Genomic DNA, 21,729 nt, shown 5'->3' on the forward strand with positions numbered 1-21,729 from the left:
TTCCATGCCAGCGACCGACAACGCCGCAGCGCGCCCAAAGCCCGGCGGCCCTTCGGGTTGTGTTCAGGGCGGGCGATCGCTGCGTTGCGCGGCTTGCGAAGGGAACAACCCTTCGCTGCGCCACGACGCCTTGCGCTCATCCCGCCCTGAGCACAACGCGGGGTACGTCCCCTACTGAAATAGGCTCTAAGCCGACCGGCGTGTGTGCCGTCAGAGTGATTCGCCCTGCCTTGGCGTTCGGGGAGACAATGCAAACGGAATCGGGTGCCCGTGAGCCTGCGGCTTTCGAGTAGCATATTGCATGTCATGGAAGTATTGTCATGATGCATATTTCCGGCTCGACAGGGGGCACTCAAGTGAAGTTCGATATTGAATCCATTCGCTTTCGCGGCGAGTCCGACTACGCCGATGTCTTACGTCAGTTGCCGGGAGTCGACGCGCTGGCCGCAAGAATCTCATCCGATCCGGCGCGTGTACGCCGGGCACTCATGGCGCGCAGCCTGCTGCTTTCCGAGGGCATGGCACCGAACCTCTACCGGGTGGCGCGCTGCCTCGTGGCGCGTTTCGGCATCGATGTTCTGATCGAAATCTACCAAGCGGCAGGTGCCGAAAACGCAGCCATGCACACGGTGCGTTCTCCGGTGTTGATGGAAGTACAGGGACGCATGTTGTCCCTGCTCGATGACGATACTCTGGCGGCGCTCCTCGGTCATGAACTCGGCCACTATCTTGCCCATGGCGAAGACAACCCGCACCGCAGTCCGACCTTGGCCGCGATGGCGATCCTTCATGGTAGCAACGCCCCGGAAGAGTTGATGGCTGCCGCTCAGCGTCTCTCCATGGCCCAGGAACTGACCGCCGACCGTATAGGGTTGATCGCCTGTTCGGGCGTCGATGCCGCATTGCGCCTGGAGATGGTCGTAGTCACTGGACTTGCCGCCGAAACGCTAACCTGGGACACCGAAGCCTACCTTGCGCAAAGCCGCGATCTGATGGAGGCAACGCTGGCCGAGGGCGAAATTGCCGAGGGCAGCACCCATCCGGAACACAGCCTTCGTACATGGGCATTGTGGCTATTCTCGGAAACCGATATCTATCGGCAACTCAGCGGACGCGGTTCAGGCACGCGCACCTTGGCTGAAGTGGACGCCTTGCTGCTGAGGGTGCTTGGGCATCCGCAGCTTGAGATCGGTATCCCCACTATGCTGGAAGATCCCCCCGTCGAAGTGCACGAATGCGCGTTGGCGGCATGTGTGCTGGTCGCTGCTGCCGATGGCGAATTCCATGACCTGGAAATGCAGGCCATCGAACGGGTATTCGCACCGTTGGTTCCCCAATGGCGCGACAGCCTTGATCCGGAACGGGCCTTGGCGGAATTCCAGCGCCTCGCTCCCCTGATTACCGCCAGTGGCCCGCGCTTGCAACGCTCCCTGTTTTCTGTGCTGGCCCATGTGCTTGCGGTGGATGGCGAATGCAGTTCCGGTGAAGTCGAAGTCATCGTCGCCATCGGCGGGGCGCTCGGATGCCGCAAGCTTTTTATCGAACTCTTGCCAGCCGTGCTTGCCCATTTTGGTCTCGATGTCCATGAGGCCTTGGCACGCCCAGAACGCAGCATTCCGATGCCGCCACGCGGTGCTGATGTGGATGAAGCCTTGACGGCTTATTTCCAGAGTGTCGCCCGTCGCGGTGGTGGGCAGGTCAGTTTGCGGCGGCTGTTGCGAATGATCGGCGCCTACCGATCCTCTCCGGAATTGATCGAACGCCTGGCAAATACGGCGCAGGTCAATGGACTCGGCATCGATCCCGCGCTGGGCGACAATCTCGATGCTATCCATCGGCTCGAACTGCTGCCCGGCGTAGCCGCGCCGTCCATTGAACTACCCGATGCTCCCGTCCAGGGGAGTGGGCCAGGTGGCGAACGGTTACGTCGCGCCCTGGCCCGGCTGCGCGACAAGCTGATCTCCGGAGATGGCCGAAGTCCCTCAATCCGTATGCAGGTCTGCCGCCCAGGACGTTCGGTCGACCTGTACGAGCTTGAGGGTGTCTCTACCGGTCTTGCCGAGCGAACACTGGTGCTGCTGCGTGCCGGAAAACGGGCACGCTTGTTCGATGCGTCGGAAATCGGCGCTCATGAGGTTGCGCGGCGGCAGGCCCAGGCGCTGGTGCAACTCGAGCGCGAGCGTTCGACCCGCTTTGAGGAAACCGGTGCGGACGACCTCTACCTCGGCTATCCCTTTGTTACCGGCCTGTCGGGTGGTTACCTGTTTCGTGCGCCGCTGATCCTCCATCCGGTACGCATCGAGCGCGGTACCCGCGGTGCCGGCACAATCAGCCTGATCGTCCCGTCCGACACAGTGCCGATCGCCAACCAGTCCGCATTGCGGCTTATCTTCCATCGCAAGGGATACCGCTATCCCGACGAGCTTGCCGAGAAAGCCGATGAACTCGCCGCTGTCGGCCCTGAAGCCTTGCTCGGGGAACTGGCGCTGATCGGCCTTGGGACCGTGGGTTCGCTCGACCGACTGCAGTCTTTCGCCGACCGGCGCGAGGAACTCGCCGAGTGGCGCGACGACCGATTGGAGGTCGAAGAGTGCGCGGTTCTCGGCCTCTTTCCGCAATCGAGTTCCGACCTCTTGCAGGACTATGACGCGTTGCTGGCTGTGCTCGACAAGGGCGCGCCGCCGGTCGAGCTTTTCGCCAGTGCGCGAGAGGTGCTGCCAATCGACCTGCGTGAGGCCCTGTCGTCGGACATGGCCGCCTCAACCGGGGTCGAAGTGCCGCCGCCGATCCCGGTGCTCTACGCCGACCCCGTGCAGCGGGGTGTCCTGGCTGCCGCACGCACGGCACCGGTATTGGTGGTGGATGGCCCGCCGGGCACCGGCAAGAGCCAAGTCATAGTAAATCTGGTCGCCGATGCCCTCGCGCGGGGAGAAAAGGTCGCCGTGGTCTGCGAAAAGCGCGCGGCCCTCGATGTGGTTGCGCATCGACTCGATGGTGTGGGCCTGCGTAATCTGTTGGCGGTAGTGCATGATGTGCAGGAGGACCGCCGTGCCTTGTATGGGCAAGTGGCCGCACGGTTTGAAAACCTTGAGCCGCGTAGCGATGATGCTAGCCGCTGTGGTTTGGTTGCAGGTGAAGTCAAAGCCTTGATGGAGCGACTGGAACAGCGGGCTGCCCTGACTATGGCGGTTCCTCCGGGGCACCAGGATGGTGACGCCGATCCGATGGTGCTGGGGCGGTTGCATACCTATGCCTCCGGGTTGGAGGTGGACCAGCCCTGTCAGGTCGATGCCCTGGCAGCGCTGCCGCCGTGCCGCCTCGATCCCTTGGCCGCCCAGATTGGCGCGCTGTTTCCCAATGCCGACCTCTGGCGTCGAGGATCTCCGTGGCGCGACCCGGCGGGAGCGTCGGCTCGCCCCAGCCTGGCCAGTTACGACAATGACAAGGCACGGGCACTGATGGCAAGCCTCATCGCTGCCCGCGATGCGGCAACGGCGTTGGAGCAGGCCTTGACGGAAGCGGGTCTGCCGGCGGGTGAGCCGGGGCATAAGCTGCTGCAATGCGCGGGGAGGGGATTGTCCGCCGCCCTTGATTCGCGGAAGTGGCGAGACGTCGAGGCCGGCCGGGATGCGTTCGTCGCGCTGCTGGCCGACGAGACGACGCCGGACACGGTTGAACGTACCCAATCAGCATGGCATGCACTAATCGATTCCCGTGCCCAGCGTCAGGACGCCGGCCGTGTTTGCTGGTTCGGCGAACTGATCGCCGCTCTGGCTGAGCAACCGGAAGAGGCGAACAAGCTGATGGAACTCGTTCGGCTCTGGCGTGAGCACGAGGCCGCTCTGGAACCCTTCGCCGGTCCGGTGAGATTTTCCATCGATCCGGTGTTCGAGTTGGCGCTGGGCGAAATCCGCACCCGTGCCGGCAGTCTGATGCGAATCCTGAGTCCGGCCTGGTGGCAGGCCCGGAAAACCGTGCGTGCCAGTCTCTCGTCGCAGTGGCCCGAGATGGCCGCCGCACCGATGGACCGCGCCTTGCTCGCCCGCATTGATGGCAGAGCGGCGGCGGCTAAATGCTGGCGGGCTCTGGCTGACGCCATGGACTGGCTGGCGCCCACTCAACCGCCTGGGTCGCTGGCGGAGGTGCGGGCCTGGCTGGGGGTGGCCTCGGCGCTCATTGCGCCTGCCCGCGCCATTGCCGGCTGTCGCGCCGACATGCAGATACTGGGCGTCTGGCGTGCGGCACCGGGGCCGGGGGTCATCACGGCGTGGGACAAGGAGGCCGAATCCTGGATCGACTGGCACCATCGCGCCCAGGCCCTACGCACCTCGGTCGCTATCTTGCAGGTGGAGAAAGCCGCGTTGCAGGCGGTGGCAGCCTGGCCGGAACGATGGGATGCCGAGACAGTGGCAAGCTGGGATCGGCGGATAGATTGCGTACATGCCGCGACCAAGGCAGTGACTGAGCTTGCTTCGGCCGCCGCGCCGATCCGTGCCGTGCTGTCTTGGCTGCCTCAACTGCCGGCGGCGCAATGGCTTGGGCAACTTGCCGAGGCTTGGCGTCGCGATGCCAGCCGCCTGGTCGGCGCGGACCACCAACTGGCGGCTGCGCAGGCGATGGTTCATGAAGCCGCCGTCTTCCCGTTCCATCTTGCCGACGGCGCGGAATTCGACAGTCCGGAGGCCTGGGCCGACGGCGTCCGCAAGACCTGGAGCCGGGCGGCGATCGATGCCGTTGAAAAGCACCGCGCCGATCTGTCCCTTCTTGATCAAGTCGTAGGAACAACCCTGCAAGCCGACGAGGCCAGGCTCGCGGCATTGCACGATGAAGAGCGCCGTCTTGCCGTACAACACATCCTAGCCAGGCAAGATGATTCGCTCCTGCTGCAGGTGGCGCCGGCGGACAAGGGGGCACGCCGGACGCCGGAGCAGACGACCCGCGAAGCGATTCTGCGAGAAGCCAAGAAGCAGCGCAACATATTGCCCTTGCGCGGCTTCGTGCGGCGCTTCTGGGACAAGGGGCTGCTCGATGTGCTCCCCGTCTGGCTGCTGTCGCCTGAAACCGCGACGTTGCTGTTCCCGCGAGCTCCGGTGTTCGATCTGGTGATTTTCGACGAAGCCTCGCAATGCACCGTTGAGAACGGTCTGCCGGTACTGATGCGTGCCCGCCGCGCCGTGATTGCCGGAGATGAGCGGCAGATGCCGCCAAGCAACTTCTTCAAGGCGGGCGACGATGGCGACGAGGAATCCAGCGAAGCCGGCAACGATGCGCGCGAGATGTTCGACGCCGAATCGCTGCTGGTTCTGGCCCGTCATCGAGTCCAGCGCATGGGGCTGGCCTGGCACTATCGCTGCCAGCACGAAGAATTGATCGCTTTTTCCAACCATGCTATCTACGGCGGCGAACTGCATACCATTCCTTCCACCGTCAGCCGGCTGGCACCAGCGGCGGTGCATTGGCTTGACGTTCCGAACGGGCGCTATGAAAACGGTGCCAACGCACCCGAAGCACAGGCGGTGATCGATCTGGTGGAACGCCTGCTTCAGCGCCCCGACAAGCCGTCGCTGGGAATTGTCACTTTCAACCTGACGCAACGGCGTGCCATTTTCGACGAGATCGACCGTCGCGTTGGCACCGACGCCGAATTCGCCGAACTCTGGATGCGCGCCAACGCCATACCTCGGATTGACGACCGGCCATTCGTGAAGAATCTCGAAAGCGTGCAGGGCGACGAGCGTGACGTCATCGTCTTTTCACTCGGGCATGCGCCCGTCGAGCGGACCCGCCGCGATGGCCAAACGGAACACTATGTTCCAGCCCGTTTTGGACCCCTGGGCCAGCGTGGCGGCGAGCGACGACTCAACGTTGCGGTGTCGCGGGCCAAGCAAGAAATCTTTGTTGTCGCCTCGTTTGCTCCGCATATGCTCTCGGTGGCACGCAGCAAACACGATGGCCCGCGACTCTTCAAGGGATTTCTCCAGTTTGCCTACCAGCTTGCCGCTGGCCAGCGCAACCAGGCTGAACAGACCTTGAAAGCGGTTGGAAGTGGCACGGGGCGGTCGCGCCGTGTGGACGTCGGGACGTTACCTGCATCCTGGGTGCCGCTCAACGCTCAGGTCGCCTTGGCCTTGGAGAAACTTGGCATAAAGTGCGAACTGGACGTCGGCACTTCCGGTTTTCGCGTTCCCCTCGCGGTTGTCGATGCTGCCGATTCCCGGCACTACCGGCTTGGCATCCTGTTCGATGAGGCGATCGAGGTCGAGACTGTATTTGAACGCCATCTCCACATTCCGAATGTTCTTGCCAGTCGGGGCTGGAAACTCTTGCGTATTTCCAGTCGCGAGTGGGATACCAACCGCGAACAGGTTTTGGCGGAAATCCGCACTGCACTGGGCGATCAAGGTGGCCCGAATGCGCTTGATGCTTCCGAGTCGAGCAGAATGCCGGCCGAGGCGGCAACCCATCCACTTTGACAGCACATAGATGCTTTCCGGTTATGTTTTGCTTTATGGCATCGCCATCTGGTTGACTCGTTCTTGAATGGCACCACATGCCTGCATGAGTTCGTCGAAGGCGAGAGGTTCGGCAAGCATCATGGCATCGGCGACCATGGCCATGTAGTCTTCCCACAGGGCGTCATGCGCCGCACCTTCAGGGACGATGCGCAGATTGCCAGCCACCGCAGCCCTGTAGTCGATGATGTCGCCGTTGGCGTCCTTCTCAAGGAAGAAGAACGACTTATGCTCGGCGACGGCCACCGCTACGGAGCGATCCGCGATGACTTCATCGAAGTACCGACTGCGCGAGATGGCCGCCAAGTCGTGCCAATGACGCGCATACCGTTCGCCGCGTATCCGTCCCTGCGCACAGTAGACGTGCGCAGCGGTTGCCTTTTCCCAGAAAGTGCGCGCCACGCTCATGACCACCGGTTTGGCGGTCGGGAACCAAACATCCTCGACATGTCCTTCCATGTCGCAGGCAACGGGCAGGGCCTGATGCGGCTCACCGGTGGCGCGGCCCCCGAATTCCAGCGTCACGACCGTTTGCACGTAGCCACTGCTGGGCTTGAGCGTCGGGTAGTGCAGCAGCAGCTTGTCCTTTTCCTCACCGCCGAGTTCCAGTCTTGCCTGCAACTGGTCACGTGCCAGTGCAGCCTGAAGGGCGGGGAGCACGTTCGTGGCGATCCACTCCGGCAAGCGCTCCCGTACTGCGCGGGTCCATTTGCTGGCCTGGCTGCGGCTCGCTGGCAGCAAAGCGGACCCGACGGTTAGATCCGGGATGAGCTTGCGGATATCGTATGTGAGGTCGATGTCCTCGGAGAAGCGGTCGATGAGTTTGTATGCCTTGGAGAGCGAGGTACCGCCTTTGAAGGTCAGGTCCTCGGCGAGAACCGAGTCGAAGAGGGCGCCGAGCGTCCAGACAACCCACACATCCTTTTCCAGGAGAAGCGTTGGCCGCTCCGTCTTTTCGCGGACGATCTCCAGAATCTCGCGCTGGTCGTCTTGGCTGAGCCGCAGGAAGGCTTCAGCCATGCGCCGCTTCCTCGCCAATTGCTCGCGCCATCCATGACGGCAGCGCCCCACGGGAGGATTCAAGGATCTGCCATTCTGCCGGCGAAAGTGATCGGTGTAGCGTCGCCAGTGACTTGCTTGCATGGGTCGGCCCCAGCCAAGCCAGGGCACGCACTGCGGCGCCGGCGGGGCCCTTGCCCAAAGCCAGCATCCAGCGAGGCACATGCTTCACCATGATCTCGGAGCGGCCGAGTTTGAGCTTTCGGGTTCGTCCGGAGGTCAGGTAGACCTCACGAACGGGCACTTGCTGGGTCAGGCCCAGGGTGTTCGCCGCGATGGCGCCGTGGGGAGCGACAACTTCACCGCTTTGAGCCGCCAGCGCTTGGACCACTTTCTCCGGCGCAGGTGCGCGTGTACCAAAGCGGCTGGAGACCGGTGCGACATACGCGCCACGCACGACCCGCAGCAACTTCCCCTGTTGGGTCAGCCTCGAGAGCGCCTGATCGACCGCGGCCCGTGTGCCCATGTGCAGAAATTCCTTGGGCAACACCAGACCTCCCTCGGGCAGGGATCGGGCATGGGTCAGGATGGCTTCGGGTAACGTATTCATGGATACCTCTGTTGTCAGAATAACATAATAGTTTCTGACATTTCGCATGGAACTCGCGGCCAGGGTTATGCCGCTTGACGCCATATCTGTCCACCGATGTCCGGGTGGTGCTCTTCGTGCGGCTGCGGAGGGCCTGAGCCTGGACGAGGCTCTGGCCAACCCGGAGGCCTTGCGCCACTTCACGGCAAGGCCGGAGCTGCTGGTCTGAGCAGGCAAGACTCCGATTCCCATGGGTGAGTTGCCGTCGCCTGCCGTTGGTAGAATGCGCACAATCGCCCCTCCCCCGGTCTGTGCCTGACGCGACTTGGCCCTACGCGCCTTCAGAGGCGCCCGTAGGCGAACAACTTCCTGGCCCAATGCAATGAATCAGAAAATTCCCACTGTCGGATTTGTCAGCCTCGGCTGCCCCAAGGCCTCTGCCGATGCCGAGCAGATCCTGACCCGGCTCAGGGCCGAGGGCTACGAGATTTCCGGCAGCTACGAAGGTGCCGATCTGGTGGTGGTCAATACCTGCGGTTTCATCGACGCGGCAGTGGAGGAATCCCTGGACGCCATCGGCGAGGCCCTGGCCGAGAATGGCAAGGTGGTGGTGACCGGTTGCCTGGGGGCCAAGGGCGACGTGGTGCGTCAGCATCATCCCCAGGTGCTGGCCGTCACCGGTCCCCATGCCGCCCAGGAAGTGATGGATGCGGTGCACGCCCATCTGCCGCCTCTGCACGATCCCTTCGTGGACCTGGTGCCGGCCCAGGGCATCCGTCTGACCCCCGAGCACTATGCCTATCTGAAGATTTCCGAAGGCTGCAACCATCGTTGCAGCTTCTGCATCATTCCTTCCCTGCGGGGCGACCTGGTGAGCCGGCCCATCGGTGAGGTCATGCAGGAGGCCGAGAATCTGGCCCGGGCCGGGGTCAAGGAACTGCTGGTGATTTCCCAGGACACCAGCGCCTACGGGGTGGATACCAAATACCGCACCGGCTTCTGGGGCGGCCGCCCGGTCAAGACCCGACTCCTGGAGTTGTGCCAGGCCCTGGGCGATCTGGGCATCTGGGTGCGGCTGCATTATGTCTATCCCTATCCCAGCGTGGACGACCTGATCCCGTTGATGGCCGAAGGCAAGATCCTGCCCTACCTGGACGTGCCCTTTCAGCATGCCAGCCCGCGCATCCTCAAGCTGATGAAACGTCCGGCCTCCGCCGAGAAAGTGCTGGAGCGGATCCAGGCCTGGCGCCGGGAGGTGCCGGACCTGACCATCCGCAGTACCTTCATCACCGGCTTCCCCGGCGAGACCGAGGCCGAGTTCAATGAACTGCTGGACTTCCTCGATGAGGCCCAGATCGACCGGGTGGGTGCCTTCGCCTATTCGGCGGTGGATGGCGCCAGCGCCAATGAATTGCCCAACCCCGTACCCGAGGGCCTGCGGGAGGAGCGGCGGATGCGCCTGATGCAGCATCAGGAGGACATCAGTACCCAGCGACTGGAGCGCCGCATCGGCCAGCGCATCCGTGTGCTGGTGGACGATATCGACGAGGAGGGGGCTATCGCCCGCTCCGAGGGCGATGCGCCGGAGATCGACGGCCTGGTCTATATCTCTGACGGCCAAGATCTCGAAATCGGCGAGTTTGCCGAGGTGACGGTGCAGGATTGCGACGTCCATGACCTGTACGCAACCCTGGAGCAAGACCTGAGGGCATGAACGCCCTGCTGGAGGCCTTGCGCGTCGTTGTCGGTCCCGCTCATCTGCTGACCGGGGACGCCGATATGGCGCCCTACTGCCGGGACTGGCGGGGGCGTTACCAGGGCCAGGCCCTGTGCGTGGCTCGCCCTGGCAGCACGGGGGAAGTGGCCGAGGTGGTGCGGCTCTGCGCTGCAGCCGGTGTTCCCATGGTGCCCCAGGGGGGCAATACCGGATTGTGCGGCGGTGGCGTGCCCCGGGGCGGCGAGGTGCTGATCTCCCTGGGCCGGCTCAATCGGGTGCGGGCTGTGGATGAGGATTCCATCACCGTGGAGGCCGGTTGCACCCTGACCCAGGTCCAGGAGGCGGCCCGGGCCGCCGGTCGCTTCTTTCCCCTTTCCCTGGCTGCCGAGGGCAGTGCAACCATCGGCGGCAATCTTTCCACCAACGCTGGTGGGGTCCAGGTGCTGCGCTATGGCAATGCCCGGGACCTGACTCTTGGCCTGGAAGTGGTTTTGCCCGACGGTCGCTGCTGGAACGGCCTGCGCAGGCTGCGCAAGGACAACACCGGCTACGACCTGAAGCACTGGTTCATCGGCGCCGAGGGCAGCCTGGGCCTGATTACCGCCGCCGTACTCAAGCTTTATCCGCCCCTCCGGGCAACAGCCACCGCCTGGGTAGCGGTCGCCGACCCGGCCCGAGCCGTGGCTTTGCTGTCGCGACTGCGCCAGCACTTGGGGGATCGGATCAGCGCCTTCGAACTGATCGGGCATTCCGCCCTGGAGATGGTCCTGCGCCACATTCCCGGCAGCCGGGCACCCCTGGACAAGGCCCATCCCTGGTATGTGCTGGTGGAGCTGACGGATACCCTTGTAGCAGATTTAACAGCGCCTCTGACCTCGGTCCTGGCCGATGCGAGCCTGGCGGGAGAGGTGAAGGATGGCGCCATTGCCGCCAGTGAAATCCAGGCCCGGGATTTCTGGAGGCTGCGGGAGAACATCTCGGAGGCCCAGCGCATCGAGGGTATCTCTATCAAGCACGATGTGGCGGTGCCCATCGCACGCATCGCCGAATTTATCGCCCGGGCTGACCAGGCCCTGGTCAGCGAATTCCCCGGGGCGCGCATCGTCTGCTTCGGCCATGTGGGAGATGGCAATCTGCACTACAACCCCTCCCGGCCGGCGGTCCAGGACAATGACGCATTCATCGCCCAGACCCCCCGGGTGAATCGCATCGTCCATGATCTGGTGCATGGGCTGGGGGGCTCCATCTCCGCCGAGCACGGCCTGGGGCAGTTGAAGCGCGACGAGATACTGCGCTACAAGTCGGGCCTGGAAATGGAGCTGATGCGCAGCCTGAAGCAGGCCCTGGATCCCTGCTGTTTGATGAACCCAGGGAAAGTGCTGTAAAAAAAACCGAAACCGGGTTCACATCGGGGACGGGAATCCCTATAATTCGCGCCTCGTTTGGGGGTATAGCTCAGCTGGGAGAGCGCTTGCATGGCATGCAAGAGGTCCGCGGTTCGATCCCGCGTACCTCCACCAACGAAGGCCACGTCCCTATCGTCTAGAGGCCTAGGACAACACCCTTTCACGGTGTGAACCGGGGTTCGAATCCCCGTGGGGACGCCAGTATCAAGGCGTAAGACGCATTTGCCAGGTGTCTTGGGCTTGTAGTTTTGCAGTAAGCAGTGGGGGTATAGCTCAGCTGGGAGAGCGCTTGCATGGCATGCAAGAGGTCCGCGGTTCGATCCCGCGTACCTCCACCAAAAAGGACGAAGTCCCTATCGTCTAGAGGCCTAGGACAACACCCTTTCACGGTGTGAACCGGGGTTCGAATCCCCGTGGGGACGCCAGCTTAACCCCACTTCGCTGGGAGATCCGATAACGGATCTCCCAGCGCGAGTGGCTGGATCGAGGTAGATTCCCTCGATTAGGGTTCCGATGAAATCTTTCAGGTGGTCACGATCCAATGTGGCCATGTCGTCGGCCAGTGCATCCAGCATCTTACGGACATCACTTTCCTGAATTTCTGCCAGGGTTTTGGCGGTAAGCGCCCAGCCGTTCCACATTGCTGAGCGGTCGCGGCGGCGATCATCATGTCCACGACATTTTTGGTCGCTACCGTACTTGCCCCGCCGACGTCCCGAGGCCGTCGGAAACATTCTGCCGAGTTCAAGGCTCAAGTGGTCGCTGCGTGCTTGCAGCCCGGCGTGTCAATTACCACCATGACTACAAGCGCAATGGTACGACGACACTGTTTGCCGCGCTGAATGTATTGGATGGGTAAGTCATCGGCCACTGCCAGCAACACCACACTCACGTCGAGTGGCTGAAGTTCCTGAAGAAAATCGACCGCGAGACCGCCAAGGACAAGACGCTGCATCTGATAGCGGACAACTACGCCACGCATAAACATCCCGTCGTGCAGGACTGGCTCGCCAAGCATCCGCGCTTCAACATGCATGCATTTCACGCCGACCTCAGCATCGTGGCTCAACATGGTCGAGTGATTCTTCCGCGACATCACTACCAAGCGGTTGCGTCGCGGAGCCTTCACCAGCGTGCCGGAATTGATTGGCGCCATCGATGAGTACATCGCTCATCACAACACCAAACCCAAGCCGTTCATCTGGACCAAGAGCGCTCGCGACATCCTGCAGAAGGTCATTCGCGCCAACAGCCGCTTAAGTTCCAAACAGAACGGAACACTACACTAGGCGACGCTTCGATCCCAATAGGGTTCATCGCCGATGAGTTTGACGAGAAAGTCGATGAACACCCTGACTTTATTGGGAAGATGTCGTGTCGGCAGGTACATGGCATAAACGTAGCGTTCCACCGGAATGTATTCCGACAACACGGCCTGCAACTTTCCGCTCTGCAGATCCTTGCCGATAATAAAGGTGGGCAACAGGCCTAGCCCCAGGCCACCGAGCACGGCCTGCGACAGCGCCTCGTCGTCATCGACGTGTAGCGGCCCGTTCACCGGAACCGAAATTTCCCCCTCCGGCCCGGTAAATCGCCAGCGCCCCTGCTCGCCGGAGCGAGTGTAGTCAAGGCAGTTATGCCCAACCAGGTCCGTGGGGGTGAGCGGAACACCTCGTTGGCGAAAGTATTCCGGAGTCGCGCACAGTTTGCGGCGTATCGGCGCCAGCTTGCGCGCCACCCAATGTTGCGGCGGCTGCCCGGTGACATTGATGGCCACGTCGTAACCTTCCTCGGCCAGATCAACCCAGCGATCCGTGATCGTCAGATCGACCTTCATTTGCGGATGGCGCGGCAGAAACTCGGCCAGCGCAGGGGCGACATGAAGCGTGCCAAAGGCCACTGACGCACTGACACGCAACACGCCGCGTGGCTCGGAAGCAAGACTGGCAACGAGGTTTTCGGCGGCGATCGCTTCTTCGACGATACGGCCGCCATGCTCGGCGACGGCCGCGCCAATCTCGGTCAGACTCAAGTGGCGGGTCGTGCGGTTGAGCAATCGCGCACCGAGAGCCACTTCCAGCTTGGCAACTGCCTTGCTCACGGCCGAACGGGAACTCGACAGGCGCCGTGCCGCCTCGGCAAAGCTGCCAGCCTCCACGACACGTGCAAATACCGCCAACAAGTTCAAATCGAGCATACAAAACCCTCGACAGAGGGCATGGGAAGTCAGAGTTTAGGCTGACATTGTATCCGCATAGGATACATTTCGGTTCCAATCCAGAGGCTAATCACCAGTCCATGATTTCGGTAGCATGCACCAACATGAGACACGAAAACACAACAACCCGCCCTCACAATGATGCACTGGTCCGAAATACAGGCGACTTGGTCATCTCTGATGATGACTATGTCCGCTTGCGCAAGATTGTCGGCGAACACGATCTGGCCGAAGAATTGGACCGGGCTATTGTCGTTCCAGCGGAGCGTATCCGAGAGAATACTGTCACCATGCATTCGCGCTTGATCTACCGCGACGAAAGTACCGGTACGACGCGCGAGGTCGAGCTGGTTTATCCCGACGAGGCCGATTCCATGGCGGGCCGGGTTTCGGTCCTGGCTCCTGTCGGTTGCGCTCTACTGGGCCTGAGCGCCGGGCAATCGATCGACTGGAATCTGCCGGGTGGCAAGGTTCATCGTCTGCGAGTCGAACGTGTGCTTTTTCAGCCACGGCCCGGGGACTCAGGCTCCGCCGCCGCCAAGACCCGGTAGCCAGCGGCCGCGCCATGCACACTCCCTGGATCAGCGCACTGACACATCGGACCCATTGCCTGCTCGCCCAACAGCCGGGCGAGGTGTTTTACCTCATGAGCCGGGAATTCGAGTCGACCCTGATCCGTTGCGCCCTTGCCTCCACGGGAGGGTGCCGCCAGGATGCGGCCCGCCTGCTGGGTATTGGCCGCAACACGATCACGCGCAAGATTCATGCATTGAGCCTGGACAGCATCGATGCCTTGCCCCACCCAATGCTGAAATCGCAGTCCCGTTCACAACCAACCAACAAATAACAAACCACGCTGAGGAGAATCAAATGGCGAAATCACAAAAAAATAGTTCTGCTGACATTGCGTCCCCTGATTCTGCAGCAAAGAACACCGGCATGCTTCATCCGGTCACACCTGAGCAACGCTATCACTACGTCGAGGTTGCGGCTTATTACATCGCCGAGCGACGCGGCTTCGATACTGGATGTGCCAACGAAGACTGGGCGCAGGCGGAGCTGGATATTGACCGCTTATTGGCTGAGGGACAGATCAATGGCTGAATATAGCCCTCAGGGGAAATCCGCTTCCTCGTTGTTTGAGAAATAATGCGAACGTTGAGATCATCCCGGGAGAAATCACTTGAATACGATTTCAAGCGAATCGGTATTGAAATTATTCCGTCAGGACACTTTCCTCGATCTACGTAAGCTGGCCGTCAGGCTGGGTGTCGACACTGCCAACTCCATGCTCACGGCGGTCATCGGCAATCTGCAGCGCAATGGAAAGATTCGCCGCATTGGTGGCAAAGGCCGTCACACTTTATACGTGCTGGCCACCTTTGAGGGATGAAATCACGAACGGACTTTTAAAAAAGCGGATCACGGACCGCTTCGGGGTCCCAGAACACCAAGGAGGACAGCCATGTTTCCGGAATATCGCGAGCTAATTTCCCAACTCAAGGCGCATGATCGTCGCTTTGACAGTCTATGCATCAAGCACAACGAACTGGACCAGAAGATCCAGGACATGGAGGCCCATATCGAGCCGGCAAGTCATGAAGACATTGAGATATTGAAAAAGAAAAAATTGCGGCTCAAGGATGAGATATTTGAATTGCTCAAGAAAGCCAGCGCAACCCGGCCGGCATGAAAAATTCACACACCCCCCTGTCTCCTCATGCGGAGGCCAACGCATTGCAGTCATAATTCGAAAATGCTTCCCAAGGATCTGGTCGCCCATATCGAAAACGGCGTCGTCGAGAAGATGACCATCCGCCGCTCATCACCCATTGCCGCATGGTCGATTTCAGCCTATGGACAGGCCTTGCCAGCTGATGCCATAGCCATGGTCGAACTCAACACCGAAGGCAGCCAACGTTTGTGGGCCGACCTGGATGCCGCCTATGGTTTCATCCGCAAATGCGGCTTCCGCCACCAGGTACTGATTGAGGGCTGACCGTCCCTGAAATAGAAACCTCTCGATTTTGTCCGTCCCGGGCGGCCCGGCAGTGATGCAGCGGGGTTCGATGAGATATCCTCTGCATCCTCCCGAGGAGAATGTCACGCGATGAACGCCCTGGCGATATTGGTCCTGCTGATCTTGATCTGCGGCTTTTTTGCCCTAGCAGAGATGGCCCTGGCCGCATCAAGACGGTCCCGATTGCAACTCATGGTCGATGTCGGCAGCCACGCGGCAGCGCAGGCGATGCGCATCAAGGAAACCCCTTCGCGCTTCATCGCGGCCACGCAAACCGGGCTGACCACCGCAAGTCTGTTGGCGGGTATCTTTGGCGAGAATGCCCTGGCCGGGCATATCGAGACCTTCATCGCGACGTCGCTGCCGCTGCTCGCGGCGGCGCGCAGCGAGATCGCCATCACCACCACCGTAATTGTGGTCACCGCCTTTGCCATTGTATTTGGCGAAATCGTGCCCAAGCGCATCGCTCTCGCCTATCCGGAACAGGTGGCCAGTCTGGTTGCCCCGTTCATGCAGTTGTTCATCCGCGCTCTGTCGCCAGCCATCCGCCTGCTGTCCTGGTCTGCCGACCTGGTGCTGAAGGTGCTGCCGGTGCGTTCTGCACCGGAAGTGAACGGTGTGGAGGACATCCTCGCCGCCGTGGATGAAGGCATCCGCTCGGGGGCCATCGCGCCGGAAGAGAGCCATTTGCTGGGTAATGTGTTTTTGCTCGAAGGTCGTCATGTTGCCGCCGTCATGACGCCGCTGAAGGATGTCGCCTTTATCGATCTTGACCGCTCGCACAATGAGAACCTGCATGTCCTGCGCGAAGCACCGCACGGTCGCTATCCGATTTGCCGCGGCAGCATGCAGAAAGTAGTCGGCCTGGCGGAAAGCCGTACCCTGCTCCAGGCCGCGCTCGCCGGTGAGCTGAAGCATTTTGCCGACATGCCGCTAATACCCCCGCTTTACATCCCGGCCAGCCTGACCTTGCTGGAACTGTTGCGCACGTTTCGCGAGCGTAACGCTGACTTCGCCCTGGTCGTCAACGAATTCGGCCTGACCGAAGGCGTGGTCACCATCAGTGATCTGTTTCAGACCATGGCGGGCAACATGATGCCCGGCGTCGACGCTCCGGAGCAGTCGCTCGCCGTGCAGCGGGAAGATGGCTCCTGGCTGCTCGATGGCCTGCTGCCCATCGATATGCTGCAAGACAAACTCGACATCGCGGGACTGGGTGAAGATGCCAATGGCCTGTATCACACGGTCGGCGGCTTTGTGGTGGCGCACATGGGCAAGATTCCCAAACGCGCGGAGAAGTTTCGCCATGGCGAGTGGCAGTTCGAAGTGGTGGATATGGACCACAACCGGGTTGACGAGGTGCTGGCCGTCAAATTGCAGGTGACGACCGATCCCGATCAGGGAACACCTTGATGCGCAGTTAGAGTGGCCGACATGGAACTTGTGCTGATTGTCTTTCTCCCCTTCCTGGGTAGCCTGTGTGCGGCATTTCTGCCGTCCAACGCACGCAATGCCGAAGCCTGGCTGGCCGGCGCGGTCGCGCTGGCGACCACGGCAATTGCCGTCAGCCTTTATCCCCAGATAGAAACCGGAGAAGTGCTGCGCCTGATCCTGCCTTGGGCGCCGGCGCTCGGACTCGACATCAGCCTGCGGATGGACGGCTTCGCCTGGCTGTTCGCGCTGCTGGTGAGCGGCATGGGGCTGCTGGTGGTGATCTATGCGCGCTACTACATGTCGCCGGCCGATCCGGTACCGCGCTTCTTCTCCTTCTTCCTCGTTTTCATGGGCGCGATGCTTGGCGTCGTGCTCTCCGGTCACCTGATCCAGATGGTGATGTTCTGGGAGATGACCAGCCTGTCGTCCTTCATGCTGATCGCCTACTGGCATCACCGCGGGGAGGCTCGGCGCGGCGCCCGCATGGCACTGATCGTCACCGGCAGCGGCGGCATCGCCCTGTTCGGCGGCGTGCTGCTGCTCGGCCACATCGCCGGCGGCTACGACCTCGACACGGTGCTGGCGGCCGGCCCGCAGATCCGCGCCCATGCCTGGTATCCGACGGTGCTGGCGCTGGTCGCGCTCGGCGCGCTGACCAAGAGCGCCCAGTTTCCCTTCCATTTCTGGCTGCCGCAAGCCATGTCGGCGCCGACGCCGGTCTCGGCCTATCTGCATTCGGCGACCATGGTCAAGGCCGGCGTGTTCCTGCTGGCGCGACTATGGCCGGTGCTGGCCGGCACCGACGCCTGGTTCTGGATCGTCGGCGGCGCCGGGCTGTGTTCGCTGGTGCTGGCCGGCTACCTGGCGATGTTCCAGCAGGACATGAAGGGCGTGCTGGCCTACTCGACCATCAGCCACCTCGGCCTCATCACGCTGCTGCTCGGCATGAACAGCGAACTGGCGCTGGTTGCCGCCGTATTCCACATCGTCAATCACGCCACCTTCAAGGCATCCCTCTTCATGGCCGCCGGTATCGTAGACCACGAGACCGGCACGCGCGACATCGGCCGCCTGTCGGGCCTCGGGCGCGCCATGCCGCTCACCGCCGCACTGGCCGTGGTAGCAGCGGCGGCGATGGCCGGAGTGCCGCTGTTGAACGGCTTCCTGTCGAAGGAAATGTTCTTCGCCGAGACCGTATTCCTCGACCGCCCCGGCTGGCAGCAGATCGCCTTGCCGCTGGCGGCAACGCTGGCCGGGGTGTTCAGCGTTGCCTATTCCCTGCGCCTGATCCACCGCGTCTTCTTCGGCAAGCTAGCGCGAAACCTGCCGCACGCGCCTCACGAACCGACGCGCTGGATGCTGATGCCGAGCGCGCTGCTGGTCGCCGCCTGCGTGCTGGTCGGCATCGTCCCCGAACTGGTCATCGGTCCCTATCTGCGTACGGCGACATCGGCAATAGTCGGCGCTGGCGGGACGGCGTACAGCCTGGCGGTCTGGCACGGTATCAATGCCCCGCTGCTGATGAGTTTTGCTGCCCTCGGCGGTGGCGTGTTGCTGTATGCCACTATCCTCGCCCGACGGCGGGCGACGACGGTGCCGCTGCTCGAAGCCATCGACGGTCGCCATCTGTTCGACGTATCACTCACGGCGCTGACCCGCGGTGCCGAGCAGGCGATGCGGCAACTGACGTCGTCGCGTTTGCAGATGCAGATGCTGCTGATCTTCGTCGTCGCCCTCGGCGGCGCGCTGCTGCTGACCAAGCCCTTCACCATCGGCTGGGGCAGCCAGCCACTGCTGCCGCTCGACCCCGCGTTCGCGCTGCTCTGTGTCGTCGGTGGCGCCTGTGCCCTGGCCGTCGCCTGGCAGGCGAAATATCACCGCTTCGCCGCGGTCGCTTTTGCCGGCGGTGCAGGGCTGGCAACCAGCCTGACCTTCGTCTGGTTTTCGGCGCCCGACCTGGCACTGACCCAACTAACAGTCGAGGTTGTCACCACCGTGCTGATCCTGCTCGGCCTGCGCTGGTTGCCGCGTCGCGACGAAAGCATCGCTGGCCCCGGTGGCGCCACGCCGCGCCTGCGGCGGTCACGCGATATCCTGGTGGCGGGTGGCTGTGGCCTGGGACTCGCGGCCCTCGCCTACGCAGTGCTGACCCGGCCCGCCGTTGACGGCATCACCCCCTTCTTCGTTCAGCAGGCACTGCCGCAAGGTGGCGGGCTCAACGTGGTCAACGTCATCCTGGTCGACTTCCGCGGCTTCGACACCTTCGGCGAAATCACCGTGCTGGGCATCGTCGCCCTTACCGTGTATGCGCTGCTGCGCCGTTTCCGTCCGGCACCTGAAAGCATTCCCCTGCCACGCCAGCAGCAGGAACAGGACGGCGATGCGGTGTCCGCGAACCACCCGAATCACCAAGAGGCGCTCCTGCCCGCCGGGGCCATGATGCTGCCCGCCGTGCTGGTGCGGCTGCTGCTGCCGCTGGCGATGCTGGTGTCGCTGTTCTTCCTGCTGCGTGGCCACAATACGCCGGGCGGTGGCTTCGTCGGCGGACTGATCCTGGCCACGGCGGTGATCCTGCAGTATCTCGTCGGCGGCACGCACTGGGTGGAATCGCGCCTGCGCATCCATCCGCTCTACTGGATCGCCATCGGCCTCCTGCTCGCCGCCACCGCCGGCATCGGCGCCGCCTTCGCCGGTGCCCCATTCCTCACCAGCCAGGCCTGGCACGGCGCGTTGCCAGGCATCGGCGAACTGCATCTGTCGAGCGTGCTGCTGTTCGACCTTGGCGTGTACATGCTGGTGGTCGGCGCCACGGTGCTGATGCTGGTAGCCATCGCCCACCAGTCGCTGCGCGGCCATCACAAATCGGCCGTGGGAGAAGCGCGCTGATGGAAATCGTCTTTGCCCTCGCCATCGGCATCATGGCCGGCTCCGGCATCTACCTGTTGCTGCGCCCGCGCACCTTCCAGGTCATCATGGGACTGTCGCTGCTGTCCTATGCCGTGAATTTGTTCATCTTCGCCATGGGCCGCCTGCGCACCGGCGCGGCGCCGGTGCTCGATGCGGCGCGCGGCACCAACCCGGCGCTCTACGCCGATCCGGTGCCGCAGGCGCTGGTGCTGACCGCCATCGTCATCGGCTTCGCCGTCACAGCGTTGCTGCTCGTCGTTCTGCTCGCCGCGCGCGGGCTCTCCGGCACCGACCATGTGGACGGCCGCGAGCCGGAGCGCGAATGATTCAGCACCTGCCCATCCTGCCGATCCTGTTGCCGCTCTTGACCGGCGCCTTGCTGCTGTTCTCCGGCGAAGCGCGCCACGGCTGGCGCGCTCTGTTCGCGCTGTGCGCCACACTGGCGCAACTGGCGGTGGCGCTTGCCCTGCTCGCCAGCACCGATGGCTGGATTGCCACCCCCTGGCGGGACGGCGTCGTCGTCTATGCGCTCGGCAACTGGGCTGCCCCTTTTGGCATCGTGCTGGTGGTCGACCGGCTGGCCGCCCTCATGCTGACGCTCACCGCCATCCTCGGCTTGGCCGCGCTGGTCTATGCCCTGGCCCGCTGGGAGCGCGCCGGCAGCCATTTCCTGCCGCTGTTCCAGTTCCTGCTGATGGGGCTCAGCGGCGCCTTCCTCACCGGCGACCTGTTCAACCTGTTCGTCTTCTTCGAGGTCTTGCTGGCGGCCTCCTACGGCCTCGCCCTGCACGCCTCGGGCACGCCGCGCGTCATGGCCGGCCTGCATTACATCGTGATCAACCTGGTCGCCTCGCTGGTCTTCCTGGTCGCCGCTGCCCTGATCTACGGCGTCACCGGAACGCTCAACATGGCCGAGCTGGCGGTTGCCGTAGCGCGGCTCGACGCCGACGCCCGCGCCCTGTTCGAGATCGGCGCACTGCTGCTCGGCATCGTTTTTCTCGTCAAGGCCGGTGCCTGGCCGCTCAATTTCTGGCTGCCTGCCGCCTATGCCGCCGCCACGCCGCCGGTCGGCGCGGTGTTCGCCATTCTCACCAAGGTCGGCGTGTATGCGCTGCTGCGCTTTTCCATCCTGTTCGGACAGGATGTCGCGCCGGCCCCCTTCAAGGGCGACTGGCTGTTCTTCGGTGGCCTGGCCACCATCCTCGTCGGCACCCTGGGCGTGCTCGCCGCGCAGAAGCTCGACCGACTCGCCGGCTTCATGGTCGTCGTTTCCTCCGGCACTCTGCTGGCCGCCTTCGGCTTCACCGGCACGACGCTTACCGCCCCCGCGCTCTATTACCTCGCCAGCTCGGTGCTCGGCAGCGGGGCCTTCTTCATGCTGATCGAAATGGCCGAACGCAACCGTGCCGCCAGCGCCGACTTTCTGGCCATCAGCTCCGAGGCCTTCGGCCTGCAGGAGCGCCACGAATCGGAGCATCCCGATGAAATGGCAGGCGTCGCGATTCCGGCGGCGATGGCCTTCCTCGGCCTGGCCTTCTTTTCCTGTGCCGCCATCCTCAGCGGCCTGCCGCCGCTATCCGGCTTCGTCGCCAAGTTCGCCCTGCTCAAGGCCACCATCGCCGCGCCGCCGCTGGCCTCTGCGCCGCACGCCGGCCTGATGTTCGCCGCCCTGCTGCTGTCCGGCCTCGCCGGTCTGATCGCGCTGTCGCGGCTGGGCATCCGCGTCTTCTGGGACAGCGAGCGGCCGACGCCGCGTTTGCAATGGCTAGAAGCCGGTCCGGTAGCCGGCTTGGTGTTGCTGTGTTTCGCGCTGGCCTTCGGCGCCGGGCCGGCGATGGCCTATTTCGAGGCAGCAGCGCGTGCGCTGCACGATCCCGCGACCTACATCAGCATCGTACTGCCAGGAGGCCGGCCATGAAAGGCTTGC

16 protein-coding genes, 4 tRNA genes and 1 pseudogene are annotated in these 21,729 nt (G+C 62.9%); 18 read left to right on the forward strand and 3 right to left on the reverse strand.

The features are described from left to right. Positions 1 to 320 precede the first annotated feature (320 nt). On the forward strand, positions 321 to 6,473 hold the full coding sequence (locus DENOEST_RS07605; protein WP_145768825.1) for an AAA domain-containing protein: 6,153 nt from the start codon (positions 321 to 323) through the stop codon (positions 6,471 to 6,473). Between the two features lie 33 nt (positions 6,474 to 6,506). On the opposite strand, the gene DENOEST_RS07610 is transcribed toward DENOEST_RS07605, so the two are convergent. Together DENOEST_RS07610 and DENOEST_RS07615 are read right to left on the reverse strand one after the other, a co-directional pair. Beyond that, complete coding sequence (locus DENOEST_RS07610) at positions 6,507 to 7,532, reverse strand: nucleotidyl transferase AbiEii/AbiGii toxin family protein (RefSeq protein ID WP_145768826.1); 1,026 nt, start codon at positions 7,530 to 7,532, stop codon at positions 6,507 to 6,509. Further along, positions 7,525 to 8,121, reverse strand: a complete 597-nt coding sequence (locus DENOEST_RS07615; protein WP_145768827.1) for a DUF6088 family protein — start codon at positions 8,119 to 8,121, stop codon at positions 7,525 to 7,527. The genes DENOEST_RS07610 and DENOEST_RS07615 overlap by 8 nt, the downstream gene beginning before the upstream one ends. 361 nt (positions 8,122 to 8,482) lie before the next feature. On the opposite strand from DENOEST_RS07615, the gene rimO reads away from it, so the two are divergent. From rimO to DENOEST_RS20145, 7 genes and pseudogenes are all read left to right on the forward strand, one after another. Further along, positions 8,483 to 9,814 (forward strand): 30S ribosomal protein S12 methylthiotransferase RimO, encoded by a 1,332-nt coding sequence (rimO, locus tag DENOEST_RS07620; RefSeq protein ID WP_145768828.1) that lies wholly within the window; start codon positions 8,483 to 8,485, stop codon positions 9,812 to 9,814. Beyond that, complete coding sequence (locus DENOEST_RS07625) at positions 9,811 to 11,202, forward strand: FAD-binding oxidoreductase (RefSeq protein WP_145768829.1); 1,392 nt, start codon at positions 9,811 to 9,813, stop codon at positions 11,200 to 11,202. The genes rimO and DENOEST_RS07625 overlap by 4 nt, the downstream gene beginning before the upstream one ends. Positions 11,203 to 11,261: 59 nt before the next feature. Continuing rightward, positions 11,262 to 11,337, forward strand: a tRNA-Ala gene (locus DENOEST_RS07630). A gap of 11 nt (positions 11,338 to 11,348) precedes the next feature. Next, positions 11,349 to 11,424, forward strand: a tRNA-Glu gene (locus DENOEST_RS07635). 61 nt (positions 11,425 to 11,485) lie between these two features. Further along, a tRNA-Ala gene (locus DENOEST_RS07640) sits at positions 11,486 to 11,561 on the forward strand. 11 nt (positions 11,562 to 11,572) lie between these two features. Further along, positions 11,573 to 11,648: transfer RNA gene (locus tag DENOEST_RS07645), tRNA-Glu, on the forward strand. Positions 11,649 to 12,019: 371 nt separating this feature from the next. After that, positions 12,020 to 12,512: pseudogene (locus tag DENOEST_RS20145) on the forward strand (IS630 family transposase); the annotation flags it as partial. Here the strand turns inward: DENOEST_RS20145 and DENOEST_RS07655 are convergent. Continuing rightward, entirely contained in the window at positions 12,509 to 13,420 is a 912-nt protein-coding gene (locus DENOEST_RS07655) for a LysR family transcriptional regulator (RefSeq protein WP_145768830.1), read from the reverse strand. The pseudogene DENOEST_RS20145 and the gene DENOEST_RS07655 sit on opposite strands and share 4 nt — an antisense overlap. Before the next feature lie 125 nt (positions 13,421 to 13,545). Between DENOEST_RS07655 and rnk the strand changes: the two genes are divergently transcribed. From rnk to DENOEST_RS07705, 10 genes are all read left to right on the forward strand, one after another. Further along, positions 13,546 to 13,992, forward strand: a complete 447-nt coding sequence (rnk, locus tag DENOEST_RS07660) for a nucleoside diphosphate kinase regulator (RefSeq protein WP_145768831.1) — start codon at positions 13,546 to 13,548, stop codon at positions 13,990 to 13,992. 95 nt (positions 13,993 to 14,087) lie between these two features. Next, positions 14,088 to 14,288, forward strand: coding sequence for a helix-turn-helix domain-containing protein (locus tag DENOEST_RS07665; RefSeq protein ID WP_232096467.1), 201 nt, complete (start codon positions 14,088 to 14,090; stop codon positions 14,286 to 14,288). 23 nt (positions 14,289 to 14,311) lie between these two features. Beyond that, positions 14,312 to 14,545: a DUF2934 domain-containing protein gene (locus tag DENOEST_RS07670; protein ID WP_145768833.1), complete on the forward strand. Its 234-nt coding sequence runs from the start codon at positions 14,312 to 14,314 to the stop codon at positions 14,543 to 14,545. Positions 14,546 to 14,624: 79 nt separating this feature from the next. Beyond that, the gene (locus DENOEST_RS07675) at positions 14,625 to 14,834 is read left to right on the forward strand and encodes a hypothetical protein (protein WP_145768834.1); all 210 of its coding nucleotides are present in this window, start codon (positions 14,625 to 14,627) and stop codon (positions 14,832 to 14,834) included. Positions 14,835 to 14,906: 72 nt separating this feature from the next. Beyond that, complete coding sequence (locus DENOEST_RS07680) at positions 14,907 to 15,134, forward strand: YdcH family protein (RefSeq protein WP_145768835.1); 228 nt, start codon at positions 14,907 to 14,909, stop codon at positions 15,132 to 15,134. A gap of 63 nt (positions 15,135 to 15,197) precedes the next feature. Then, complete coding sequence (locus tag DENOEST_RS07685) at positions 15,198 to 15,440, forward strand: hypothetical protein (protein WP_145768836.1); 243 nt, start codon at positions 15,198 to 15,200, stop codon at positions 15,438 to 15,440. Between the two features lie 111 nt (positions 15,441 to 15,551). Then, positions 15,552 to 16,874 carry a hemolysin family protein gene (locus DENOEST_RS07690; RefSeq protein WP_183148222.1) on the forward strand — a complete coding sequence of 441 codons (1,323 nt, stop codon included), beginning with the start codon at positions 15,552 to 15,554 and terminating at the stop codon, positions 16,872 to 16,874. A gap of 21 nt (positions 16,875 to 16,895) precedes the next feature. Beyond that, entirely contained in the window at positions 16,896 to 19,781 is a 2,886-nt protein-coding gene (locus DENOEST_RS07695; protein WP_145768838.1) for a monovalent cation/H+ antiporter subunit A, read from the forward strand. Beyond that, positions 19,781 to 20,128, forward strand: coding sequence for a Na+/H+ antiporter subunit C (locus tag DENOEST_RS07700; protein WP_145768839.1), 348 nt, complete (start codon positions 19,781 to 19,783; stop codon positions 20,126 to 20,128). Before DENOEST_RS07695 ends, DENOEST_RS07700 begins: the two co-directional genes overlap by 1 nt. Further along, positions 20,125 to 21,720, forward strand: a complete 1,596-nt coding sequence (locus tag DENOEST_RS07705; RefSeq protein ID WP_145768840.1) for a monovalent cation/H+ antiporter subunit D — start codon at positions 20,125 to 20,127, stop codon at positions 21,718 to 21,720. Before DENOEST_RS07700 ends, DENOEST_RS07705 begins: the two co-directional genes overlap by 4 nt. Positions 21,721 to 21,729 lie beyond the last annotated feature (9 nt).

This window comes from Denitratisoma oestradiolicum (genome assembly GCF_902813185.1).
GTDB lineage: Bacteria > Pseudomonadota > Gammaproteobacteria > Burkholderiales > Rhodocyclaceae > Denitratisoma > Denitratisoma oestradiolicum.